Origin of the sequence: Photorhabdus thracensis (assembly GCF_001010285.1) — a bacterium.
GTDB lineage: Bacteria > Pseudomonadota > Gammaproteobacteria > Enterobacterales > Enterobacteriaceae > Photorhabdus > Photorhabdus temperata.
In genome coordinates, this window is sequence record NZ_CP011104.1 from 96,538 (window position 1) to 110,551 (window position 14,014).

1 protein-coding gene (cut by a window edge) is annotated in these 14,014 nt (G+C 53.9%); it reads right to left on the reverse strand.

Features of this window, described 5'->3' with window-relative positions; translation table 11 throughout:
* Positions 1 to 14,014, reverse strand: the 3' portion of a protein-coding gene (locus VY86_RS23885) for a non-ribosomal peptide synthase/polyketide synthase (RefSeq protein ID WP_162200368.1). It continues 18,134 nt past the right edge of the window; the window shows 14,014 of its 32,148 coding nt (coding positions 18,135-32,148); the start codon falls outside the window, past its right edge — the gene reads right to left on this strand; the stop codon is at positions 1 to 3.

Consider the following 14,014-nt stretch of genomic DNA (forward strand, 5'->3'; position numbering starts at 1 on the left):
TCAGTATGATAGCGCCTCCCCATTACAACTGATTGCCAGCGCCCTATTCAGAGCCTGAGCTAAAGCAGTTTTATGTTCATTATCCTCTAATACACTAAAATGGTTACCCGGTATCGCAATCAGTTGAAGCAAAGTATCAGGTATTATCTGCTCCCAGCCCAGCGATGGCTCTATATTTAAACGTTCCGTCTCTTCATCCGCCATAAAAGAGATAGAGGGTGAAGGTTCCATTGCATAAAACTGATGCAGCGTTACCGCCAATGCCTGCGGATCATAATCTCTAACCATCTGCGCATAATTCTCTATCTGCTCCCAACGTTTTGCGATTAAATCAGCGCGCAGATTTGCCGGATATAACGCTAATTCTTGTGCCGCTTCAATAAACTGCACTAAATTCAATTCATCAATTTGCCGAAACAATTCCGCCATCTCTTGGGTACGCTCTTCCCCTGATTGCCTTGCTAATTCGACAAAGAACTGATGCTTAGGCGACATTTTCTGCGGCCCAAAATAGTGAGGAGCCGGCGTATCAATCAACCCCAGGAAATTCACCTTCTCACCAGTATGTAACAACCTCTCGGCAATAGCATAAGCCAATATTCCGCCGGAAGAGTAACCGCCCAGCCGGTACGGGCCTTCCGGTTGAACCGCTTTTATCAAGCTGATCATTCTGACAGCTTGCGCCTCCATCATCGACATCGGTTCTTCACTGATGGATGACCAGGGCAGTGCATAAATCGGGTAACCTGGCTGAATCTGTTGAGCCAATCCAAAGACATAAGAATAGTCACCCATTCCGCTAGGCACAAAGAACAGCGGCAGCCCGGTTCCGTCAGATCGCACTGATATAGCACCACTTTGCGGTTGAGACAGCGAATCTGAGATGATTTTTGCTGCCAGTTCAGCCAACACCGGGAATTGGAACAACACATTTAATGTGCAAACCAAACCCCGGCCAGCAGCAAGATTTATCATTCGCATAGCGAGCAGTGAGTGACCGCCCAGCACGAAGAAGTTGTCATGCCGGCTAATCTGCTCAATCCCCAGTAATTCACGCCAAATCGTTGCCAATACGGTTTCCGTTTCGCCTTGTGGTGCTTCATAAATCTGACGGGCAAAGGCTTCATTATCCAGTGCCGGTAGCGCCCGGCGATCCAGTTTACCGTTCGGGGTCAGTGGAAGTGCATCCAGACGCACAAACGCCGCCGGCACCATATAGTCAGGTAACATGGCACTCAGGTGGCTACGCAGGCGATTAGCCAATCCCTCCGCCGCTGGCGCCACCACATAAGCGACCAAATGTTTATCCTGCCCTTCACCCAATGCCAGCACCACCGATTCACTCACCGCAGGATGCTCCGCTAACCGGGCCTCAATTTCACCGGGTTCAATCCGGAAACCGCGAACTTTCACTTGTTGGTCGCTACGGCCTAAGAATTCCAAATTGCCGTCCGGCAGGTAACGGACTAAATCCCCAGTGCGGTACATTCTCGCCTCCGGGTTATCGCTAAAGGGATCGATAAGGAAACGTTCAGCGGTCAAGTCAGGGCGATTGAGATAACCCCGCGCTACACCGGCCCCGCCAATATACAACTCCCCCATCGCGCCTAACGGTACTGGCTGACCATGACCATCCAGCAGATAAACCCGCGTGTTGGCAGTCGGGCGACCGATAGGGATCAACGCCACCGTATAATCTGACGGGCAACGCCAGCTGGTGGCGCACACGGTGATCTCCGTCGGGCCATACGCATTGAACAGGGTTGCTTTTCCCCTCAACGCTTGTATTAGCGCCGCACTGGGGGCTTCACCCCCCAATATTAATGTCGGTTTTATTGTTATCTCTGGTAAATTGGCACCTTCCCGAAGCAGTGCCGGTGTGACACAAGCGTGCGTCACCGCCTGTTCTTCCAGATAATGCCAGAGGCAGCCCGGGTCCTGACGGACAAGATCAGCAGGAATAACTAAAGTCGCCCCACCAGCCAGCACCATCATAATTTCCCAGACACTGGCATCGAAGCCCAATGAGGCAAACTGCAACATCCGGCTATCCGCGCCAATGCCAAACTGGGCTATTTTATCCAGAGTGAGGTTGACCAACCCTTGATGTTCGACCATCACCCCTTTTGGTGTGCCCGTCGAGCCGGAGGTGTAAATCACATACGCCAAGTGCTGTGAGGTTAATCCAGATATCTGTGGGTTACTTTCCGGCTGGTCAGGCAGAATATTCGGATCCAGTACGGTCAACGCAGCCAACGCCTCTGCCCCTAATGCCGCACGCCCGGCATTATCCACCAACAACATCGCAGGCGCGGCATCCGTCAGAATATGGCCCATACGCTCACCCGGGTAAGCGGGATCCAGCGGCACATAGGCGCCACCCGCCTTCAATACCGCCAACACCCCGGCCACCATTGCCGGTGAACGTGACACGCAAATCGCTACCCGCTGATCCGGCGCCACACCCAAGGCAATCAGTTGGTAAGCCAGCCGGTTAGCCCAGGCATTCAGTTCTGCATAACTGAGCGTCTGGTTTTCATACACCAATGCTGTGGCATCCGGGGTTTTCTCCACCTGTTGTTCAAACAACTGATGAATACATAACTGGTCAGGATACGCGGTTTCCGTCGCATTCCAGCTCTTTAACAGCAACGTACACTCCGTTTCAGGCAGAATGTTTAGTGCCCGAACCGGTGTTTCCGGGGCCTGATCCAGTGCCTCTGCCAAACTCTCCAGCGCCTGCTGCATATACCCACATACCCGTTCCGGATCAAACGGCTGCACCACCTGAGCCGTCAGTCCCAGTGCGTCGCCAAAATCCTCCACCGACAGCACAAACGGATAGTTAGTCCGCTCCTGTCCGCCCAGAAATTCAATATCGCTGATGGGTTCATCCGACTCTGTTGGCAATGCATTATGTCGATAGTTCAGCAAGCTGCTAAAGAGTGGGATCTCCCCCTGAACACCACTGCAACGCTGAACTAACGCCAATGAAGCATGTTCATGTTCTAATAATCCAGCAAGTCGGGTATGGGCTGCCTGTACGCTGTCCCGTACCGGCGTATCATTGATATCCAACCGCAGCGGCAAGGTATTGATGAACAATCCCATGCCGCTGTCAGCGCCGTCCCCCGCCTGCATCCGTCCAAACAGCACAGTGCCAAACACCACTTTCTCCTGACCGCTGGTACGCGATAACACCTGTGCCCAGGCCAAATGGCACAAAGCGGCCAAACTCACGCCCAAACTTCTAGCCTGACCACGCAAACGATCATTCAGCGCAGCCGTCAGCATCCGGTGAGATTCCGTCACCTGCGTACCATCACGATGCACCTCCGTCAGCCCAAAGGGCAGTGTGGGTTCATCTACCTCTGCTAACATATTGGTAAAGAAACGAGTATGCGCTTCCTGATTGACATCGAGCCGGGCCTGAGCCACCAGATTGCGGAAAGGAACTGGAGCAGGCAAACTCGCTTCCTGACCGTCAAGATACGCCTGCACCTCTCGATCCATCACATCCAGCGTCGTATGGTCACCAATCAGGTGATGCTGCAATTGCAATACAACCCAACGGCCATCAGTTTCCGGTACCACAATAAAGCGCAACAACGGTGCCTGGCTCAAATCGAGACGATAATGATGTGGATCAAAGCGTTGAACCAATTGCTCGCTGATCGCCCCGTCAGCTGGGTCCAGCGTCAATTCAGTCACTGATAAAAGTACCTGACGCAAAACTACCTGCGCCGGCATAGATAATCCTTGCCAGATAAACGCGGTACGCAGGATATCGTGCCGGTCAACCACTTGTTGAATCGCCGTCAGATAACGATCCAGCAAAACGCGGTCAGCCAAGGCCACTTGACCAGCCAATAGGTACGGATCACCTTCGTTTGTCAGCAGATGGTGGAACAAAATCCCCTCCTGCAACGGTGACAACGCATAGATATCCTGAATATTGGTCACCCCGCCCGGTACTTGCCCAACGATAAGATCGATGTCAGGCTGAGTCAGGTCAATCAACGGCAGCAACTCTGGTGTCAATACCGTCGTATCCGGTGTAATCCGGTTTTCAGGCACCTGAGTTTCACGATGTTGAGCCACAGACTGAGCCAAGACACAGAGTGTTTGATGCCGGAATAGCGTTTGCACCGAGACAGCCAAACCAATACGCCTCAAGCATTCAATCATTCGGACAACCAGCAACGAGTGGCCTCCCAACGCAAAGAAATTGTCATGCCGGCTAATTTGTTCAATCCCCAGTAATTCACGCCAAATCGCCGCCAGGGCAGTTTCTATCTCACCTTGCGGGGCCTCATAGACCTGACGGGCAAAAGCTTCCTGCCCGGGCGCAGGCAACGCCTGGCGATCCAATTTACCGTTCGGCGTTAACGGGAAGGCGTCCAGACGCACAAACGCCGCCGGCACCATATAATCAGGTAAAACGGCACTCAAGTGGCTGCGCAGGTGATTAGCCAGTCCCTCCTCCGCTGGCGCCACCACATAAGCGACCAAACGTTTATCCTGCCCTTCCCCCAACCCCAGCACAACAGATTCACTCACCGCCGGATATTCCATCAACCGAACCTCAATTTCACCGGGTTCAATCCGGAAACCCCGAATTTTCACCTGTTGGTCGTTACGCCCCAGGAATTCCAAATTGCCGTCTGGCCGGTAACGGGCCAAATCCCCGGTTCGATACATGCGCGCATCCGGTTTATTGCTAAAAGGATCAGCCAGAAAGCGGTCAGTGGTCAACTCAGGACGATTGAGATAGCCTCGCGCTACACCCGCCCCTCCGATATACAGTTCTCCCACGGCCCCCAACGGTACGGGCTGACCATAGGTGTCCAGCAGATAAACCCGCGTATTAACCATCGGCTGCCCAATCGGTACCCATTCATCCATATAGTCTGACGGGCAACGCCAAGTCGTAGCGCAGACCGTCGTTTCCGTCGGCCCATACGCATTGAACAGCGTTACCTTCCCCTTCAGAGCCTGAAGCAACACGGTACTCAGGACTTCACCCGCCAGAACCAACGTGGGTTTTATCGTTATTGCCGGCAAATCAATCCCCTCCCGCAGCAACGCGGGCGTCAAACAGGCGTGCGTCACCGCCTGCTCTTCCAGATAATGCCAAAGACGGCATGGATCCTGACGAACCGCGTCGGCAGGGATAATTAAGCTTGCTCCCCCACTCAGCGCTATCATGATTTCCCAAACACTGGCATCAAAGCCAAAGGAAGCAAACTGCAACATCCGGCTGGTTACACGCATGTCAAGCCGGCTAACTTGTGCCAGCGCCAGATTACTCATACCACGATGCTCCACCATCACCCCTTTTGGCATACCGGTAGAACCGGAAGTGTAAATCACATACGCCAAATGCTGTGAAGTCAATGCAGGTACCTGCGGGTTACTATCCGGCTGATCAGGCAGGATATTCGGGTCGAGTACGGTCAGCACAGCCAATCCCTCCGCCCCCAACACCGCACACCCAACACTATCCGCCAGCAAAATAATCGGCGCGGCATCATTCAGGATATGCGCCAGACGTTCACCCGGGTAAGTTGGGTCCAACGGCACATAGGCCCCACCCGCTTTCAGCACCGCCAGTAATCCCGCTACCATTGCCGGTGAACGCGCCACGCAAATTGCCACCCGTTGATCCGGTACGACACCCAGTGCAATCAGCTGATACGCCAATCGGTTAGCCCAAGAGTTCAATTCGGTATAACTGAGGTTCTGCCCTTCATACACTAACGCTATCGCGTCAGGGTTTTTCTCCACCTGTTGTTCAAACAATTGATGAAAACATAACTGCTCAGGATACGCGGTTTCCGCGGCATTCCAGGTCTCCAGCAACAGTTTTCGTTCTGCTTGCGGTAAAATGTTCAGTGTCCGCACCGGGGTCTCCGGGGCTTGTTCAAGCGCTTCTGCCAGACTTTCCAACGCTTGCTGCATGTATCCACATATCCTGTCCGGATCAAACGGCTGCACCACCTGAGCCGTCAGCCCCAGCGCTTCACCAAAATCTTCCACCGACAGTGCCAGTGGGTAGTTGGTCCGCTCCTGTCCGCCAAAGGCTTCAATATCACTAATGATTTCGTCCGACGTTTCCGGCAAGGCATTATGCCGATAGTTCAACAAGCTGTTAAACAGTGGGATCTCCCCCTGTATACCGCCGCAACGCTGGGCCAGCGCCAGTGAAGCATGTTCATAATCCAGCAATCCCGCTAACCGGCTATGGGCTGTCAGTACACTGTCCCGCACTGGGGTATCATCCATATCCAGCCGCAACGGCAAGGTATTGATAAACAGCCCCATGCCGCTGTCAGCACCGTCCCCCACCCGCATCCGTCCAAATAGCACAGTGCCGAACACCACTTTTTCCTGATCACAGGTACGCGATAGGACCTGCGCCCAAGCCAGATGGCACAAGGCGGCCAAACTCACGCCCAAATGCCGGGCCTGACCGCGCAAACGGTCATTCAGTTCGGTTGTCAGCATCCGATGCGATTCCGTCACCTGTGAACCATCACGATGCACCTCCGTCAGCCCGAACGGCAGTGTCGGTTCATCAACCTCAGCTAACATATTGGTAAAGAAACGGATGTGTTCTTCCTGATTGACACCAAGCCGGGCCTGAGCCACCAAATTGCGGAAAGGAACCGGCGCAGGTAAACGTGCTTCCTGACCGGCAAGATACGCCTGCACTTCCCGATCCATCACTTCCATCGTCGAATGGTCACCAATCAGATGATGCTGCTGTTCCAGCAAGAGCCAACGGCCCCCTTCTTCCTGTGCCATCATAAAGCGCAACAGCGGCACCTGCCCCAAATCCATACGATGATGACGTGGGTCAAAACGCCGGGCCAGTTGATCACTGATCGGCCCGTCAGAGGGGGTTAACTTCAGTTCAGTGACTAACAGAGGCGCCTGACGCAAAACCACCTGCGCCGGTGCAGATAATCCTTGCCAGATAAACGCGGTCCGTAAGATATCGTGCCGGTCAACCACCTGTTGAACCGCCGCCAGATAATTATCCAGCAAAGAGCGATCAGCAAAGGCCATCTGATCAGTCAACAGGTACGGATCACCTTCATCTGCCAGCAGATGGTGGAACAAAATCCCCTCCTGCAACGGCGATAACGCATAGATATCCTGAATATTTTCCATCCCGCCCGGCACTTGCCCGACGATTAAATCAATTTCAGGCTGGGTCAGATTAATCAACGGCAGCAGATCCGGTGTCAGCACCGTAGTATCCGCTGTAATGCGGTTTTCAGGTACCTGGATTTCACGATGCTGATCCAGAGACTGAGCCAAAACATGGAGTGTCTGATGCTGGAATAGCGTTTGTACCGAGACGCCCAGACCAATACGCCGCAGGGATTCAATCATCCGGACAACCAGTAACGAATGCCCGCCCAAGGCAAAGAAATTGTCATACCGGCTAATCTGTTCAACCCCCAGCAATTCACGCCAAATCGCCGCCAGAGCCGTTTCCATCTCGCCTTGCGGCGCTTGGTAAACCTGACGGGCAAACGCGTCCTCGCCCGGTGCCGGCAACGCCCGGCGATCCAATTTACTATTCGGCGTTAATGGCAAAGCATCCAAGCGCACAAAGGCGGACGGTACCATGTAATCAGGCAACAACGCGCTCAGATGTTCACGCAGACGGTTAACCAATCCGTCATTCGCTGGCGCCGCCACATAGGCGACCAGACGCTTATCCTGCCCTTCTCCCAACGCCAGCACGACAGATTCACTCACCGCAGGGTGTTCCAATAACCGGGTTTCAATTTCACCCAGTTCAATGCGAAAACCGCGGATCTTCACCTGATGGTCATTACGGCCCAGGAATTCCAGATTACCGTCCGGCAAGTAACGGGCCAGATCCCCGCTTCGGTACATGCGCGCATCCGGGTTGTCACTGAACGGATCAATCAGGAAACGTTCTGCGGTCAATTCCGGCCGGTTCAGATAACCCCGCGCCACACCCGCCCCGCCAATATATAATTCCCCTACCATGCCCAACGGCACAGGACAGCCAAATTTATCCAGTAAATAAAGCCGGGTATTGGCAAGCGGACGACCAATCGTCGGGTAAGGATGCGCCGGTTCTATGCAGGCCAGCGTCGCATCTACGGTGCATTCGGTTGGACCGTAGACGTTATAAGCCGTCAGTTGCGGTATATCGGCTACCGCCTGCCAGGTTTGTACTGATATAGGCTCACCGCCAATCAGCAGCGTCAACGCTTTTTGATGCTGATGCAAACCCGCTGCCAACAACATCTCTAATTGCATTGGCGTACAATCCAACACATCAAGATTTGTCCTGACTAAAAATTGCAATAAGGCCGCACTATCGGCGCGCACATCTTGTGGAACAATCACCAGCGTGTAGCCATTCAACAGGCCAAGTATGTTTTGCAATGCCGCATCAAAAGAAATACTGGCATTCAGGCTAACCCGGTAAGGGGCCGGTGAAGACGCAAATGCACGCTCTGTCAGCGTTCCATGTAAATTTAACAAAGAGCCATGCTCAACCATGACACCCTTCGGTGTACCGGTCGAGCCGGAAGTGTAAATCACATAGGCCAAATGACGGGAAGTCAGCGCAGGTATCTGTAGATTACGGTCTGACTGGTCAGGTAAAAGATTGGGGTCAAGTACCGTCAGTCCGGCCAGCGCCTCCCTGCCCAGTACCGCACATCCCGCCTCATCCGCCAGTATCACTGACGGTGCAATATCATTCAAGATATGCACCAGACGTTCACCCGGATAAGCTGGATCTAACGGCACATAGGCGCCACCCGCTTTCAACACCGCCAGCAATCCCACCACCATTGCCAATGAACGCGACACGCAAATCGCCACCGGTTGATCCGGTGCTACGCCCAGTGCAATCAGCTGATGCGCCAGCCGGTTAGCGCGGATGTTCAATTCGGTATAACTGAGCGTCTGCCCTTCATACACTAATGCTGTCGCGTCAGGGGTTTTCGCCGCCTGTTGTTCAAACAACTGATGGATGCACAAAGCTTCAGGATACGGCGTTTCCGTTGCATTCCAGGTTCTTAGTAACAAGGTCCGCTCCGCTTCCGGCAGGATGTCCAATGCCCGAACCGGCATGTCCGGAGTATGCTCCAGCGCTTCCGCCAGGCTTTCCAGCGCCTGCTGCATGTAGCCACATATCTTTTCCGGATCAAACGGTTGTACCACCTGAGCCGTCAGCCCCAGTGCGTTGCCAAAATCTTCCACTGACAGAGAAAACGGATAGTTGGTTCGCTCCTGCGCGTCAAGGAATTCAATACCGCTGATGAGTTCATCCGAGGCCGCCAGCGGCGTATTATGCCGGTAGTTCAGCAACGCATTGAACAGTGGTGTGCCACTGGCTACCCCACTGCAACGTTGAGCCAGCACCAGTGAGGCATGTTCATGCGCCAGCAACCCCGATAACCGGGTATGAGCGGCCTGTACGCTGTCCCGTACCGGGGTTTCATCCATATCCAACCGCAACGGTAAGGTATTAATAAACAGCCCCATGCCATTATCGGCACCTTCGCCGGCCTGCATCCGGCCAAACAGCACGGTGCCAAACACCACTTTCTCCTGACCGCTGGTGCGCGATAGCACCTGCGCCCAGGCCAGATGGCACAGGGTTGCCAAACTCACGTCCAAACGTCTGGCTTGACCACGCAAACGATCATTCAACGCCGCCTTCAGCATCCGGTGAGATTCCGTCACCTGCGAACCATCACGATGCACCTCCGTCAGTCCGAATGGCAGTGTCGGTTCATCGACCTCAGCTAACATCTCGGTAAAAAAACGGGTATGCTCTGCCTGACTGATACCAAGCCGGGCCTGAGCCACCAGATTGCGGAAAGGAACCGGGGCAGGCAAACTGTCCTCCTGACCGGTAAGATACGCCTGTACTTCACTATTCAGCACTTCCAGTGTGGTGTGGTCACCAATCAGGTGATGCTGCTGCTCCAGTAAGATCCAACGTCCTCCTTCTTCCTGTGCAATGATAAAGCGCAGCAGCGGTGCCTGATCCAGATCTATACGATGATGACACGGGTCAAAACGCCGGGTTAACTGGCCACTGATCGCGCCGTCAGCCGGATCCAGTGTCAGTTCAGTCACCGACAAGGTTGCCTGACGCCAGACTACCTGTGCCGGTACGGGTAATCCTTGCCAGATAAAAGCCGTACGCAAGATATCGTGCCGATTAACCACCTGTTGAACCGCTGCCAAATAACTGTTCAGTAGAGCGCGGTCAGCAAAGGCCATCTGACTGGTCAACAGATAGGGATCACCTTCGTCTGCCAGCAGGTGGTGGAACAAAATCCCCTCCTGCAACGGCGATAACCCATAGATATCCTGAATATTGACTATCCCGCCCGGCACTTGCCCGACGATCAGATCAATTTCAGGCTGGGTCAGGTCAATCAACGGCAGCAGATCTGGTGTCAGCTCCGTCATATCTGCTGTAATGCGGTTTTCAGGTATTTGGATTTCACGCTGTTGAGCCACAGACTGAGCCAGAACACGCAGTGTCTGATGTCGGAACAGCGTTTGTACCGATACGCCCAAACCAATACGCCGCAGGGATTCAATCATCCGGACAACCAACAACGAATGACCACCCAGCGCAAAGAAATTGTCATGCCGGCTAATCTGCTCAACCCCCAGCAATTCACGCCAAATAGACGCCAGTGCAGTTTCTATCTCACCTTGTGGCGCTTGGTAAACCTGACGGGCAAAAGCCTCCTCTCCCGGTGCAGGTAACGCCCGGCGATCCAGTTTGCCATTCGACGTCAGCGGGAAAACATCCAACTGGACAAAGGCCGCCGGGACCATATAGTCAGGCAATAACACGCTCAGATGCTCTCGCAGACGGTTAATCAATCCGTCATCCGCTTCGGCCACCACATAAGCCACCAGACGCTTATCCGGTCCCTCTCCCAACGCCAGCACCGCTGCTTCTTGCACCGCAGGATATTCCACCAGCCGGGCCTCAATTTCACCCGGTTCAATCCGGAAACCCCGAATTTTGACCTGTTGATCATTACGGCCCAGAAATTCCAGATTACCGTTCGGCAGGTAACGGGCCAAATCCCCGGTCCGATACATGCGCGCATCCGATTGTTTACTAAACGGATCAACTAGGAAACGTTCCGCAGTCAACTCAGGGCGATTGAGATAACCACAGGCAACCCCATCTCCGCCGACATAAATCTCACCGGTCGCACCCAATGGCACCGGTTGACCGTCAGCATCCAACAGATAAATTTGCGTGTTGGCTATTGGCCGGCCAATCGGGATCCTCGTCACTCCCGGTGGTAATGCCGTAATACGGTAGGTGGTGGTAAAGGTGGCGCCTTCACTCGGGCCATAGCCATTCAATAATTGTTGTGGCGGGCTATCACGCAGAACCTGAGCAATGACATGCGGATCAAGTACATCTCCGCCGACAATCAGGATCCTGAGCTGCGGGAAAACCGGGGACAACGCTGTCGCCAGCCGGTTAAACAGCCCGACACTCAGCCACAACACCGTAATGCAATGAACCTGCAATGCCTGAACAAACTCTTTGGGCGTCAGCACAGTCGCGTGATCAATCACCACCAGCGCACCGCCGTTGAGCAACGGCGCCCAGACTTCAAACGTGCTGGCATCGAAAGCCGGATTAGCTGCAAAAGCAACCCGATCATTCCGTCCAATTTCGGCATAATCATTATTGATAACCAGCCGGACTACCGCACGATGAGGCACGACCACGCCTTTGGGTATGCCGGTCGAGCCGGAGGTGTACATGATATATGCTGACCCGGCGCTGGAACACGGTAAGTCAGGATTGCGGCTATCTTCCGCTTTAATGGTATCGGTCTCACCGGAGAGGCGACACAGAGGAACAGACAGGCCAAGCGGAATCTCAGATTGTGCATCGGTGATCAACAACTTAGCGGAGCAATCGTTCATCAACCAGACTTTCCGCTCGTCCGGTACACGGGGATCGACAGGAACGTAAACGGCGCCAACTTTAAGAATAGCCAACTGGGCCACTACCAGTTCAGTAGAGCGTTCTAACAGAACCGCCACGTGCTCATTCCGGTTAATTCCCTGCTCAATCAGTTGGCGGGTCAGTTGGTTAGCACAGGCATTCAATTCTGTATAGCTAAGTGTCTTATCTCCCGCGATCAACGCTGGCGCCGTTGGCGTTTTCTCCACCTGTTGTTCAAACAATTGATGAATGCATAACTGGTCAGGATACACGGTTTCAGTCGCATTCCAGCTTTTCAGCAACAGTGTACGCTCCGCTTCCGGCAGAATTTCCAACCGCCGTACCGGTGTTTCCGGAGCCTGTTCAAGTGTCTCCACCAAACTTTCCAGCGCCTGTTGCATGTATCCACATATTCTTTCCGGATCAAGCGGCTGCACCACCTGAGCCGTCAGACCCAGAGCTTCACCAAAATCCTCTACCGACAGCACTAACGGATAGTTAGTCCGCTCCTGTCCATCCAAAAATTCAATACCGCCGATGAATTCATCCGACGTTGCCGACAGGGCATTATGCCGATAATTCAACAAGCTACTAAAGAGGGGGATCTCGCCCTGTACACCGCTACAACGCTGGGCCAGTGCCAATGAAGCGTGCTCATGCGCTAATAATCCGGCGAGTCGGGTATGGGCGGCCAGTACGCTGTCCCGTACCGGCGTATCATCCATATCCAGACGCAGCGGCAATGTATTGATAAATAACCCCATACCGCTATCCACACCGTCCCCCGCCTGCATCCGGCCAAACAGCACAGTGCCGAACACCACTTTCTGCTGACCGCTGGTACGCGACAATACCTGCGCCCAGGCCAGATGACACAGCGCCGCCAAACTGACACCCAAACGCCGGGCCTGCCTACGTAAACGGTCATTCAGTGAAGTCATCAACATCCGATATGATTCCGTCACCTGTGAACCATCACGATGCACCTCCGACAGCCCGAACGGCAGTGTCGGTTCATCTATCTCAGCTAACATCCCGGTAAAGAAACGGGTGTGCTCTGCCTGACTGACACCGAGCCGGGCCTGCGCCACCAGATTGCGGAAAGGAACCGAAACAGGCAAACGCGCTTCCTGACCGGCAAGATACACCTGCACTTCGCGATCCATGACTTCCATCGTCGAGTGGTCACCAATCAGATGATGCTGATGCTCCAGCAGGATCCAGCGTCCTCCTTCTTCCTGTGCCATCATAAAACGCAGCAGCGGCGCCTGCCCCAGATCCATACGATGCTGACGTGGATCAAAACACTGAGTTAACTGATCACTGATCGGCCCATCAGCAGACGTTAACTTCAGTTCAATCACCGATAAGGTCGCTTGACGCAAAACCACCTGCGCCGGTACGGATAATCCTCGCCAGATAAACGCAGTCCGCAGGATATCGTGCCGGTCAACCACCCGTTGAACCGCCGCCAGATAACGGTCTAACAGAGCACGGTCAGCAAAGGTCATTTTACCGGTCAACAGGTATGGATCACCTTCGTTTACCAGCAGATGGTGGAACAAAATCCCCTCCTGCAACGGCGACAACCCATAGATATCCTGAATATTGGCGGCCCCACCTGGCACTTGCCCGACAATCAGATCGATGTCAGGCTGAGTCAGGTTAATCAGCGGCAACAGAGCCGGTGTCAACACCGTAGTATCCGGTGTAATCCGGTTTTCCGGTATTTGGATTTCATGATGTTGCGCCAGAGACTGAGCCAGAGCATGGAGTGTCTGATGTCGGAACAGCGTTTGCACCGAGACGCCCAGACCAATACGCCGCAGAGATTCAATCATCCGAACAACCAACAGTGAATGGCCGCCCAGAGCAAAGAAATTATCATGCCGGCTAATCTGTTCAACCCCCAACAACTGGCCCCAAATCACCGCCAGCGCAGTTTCTATCTCGCCTTGCGGCGCTTCGTAGATCTGACGGGCAAAAGCGTCATCTCCCGGCGCCGGC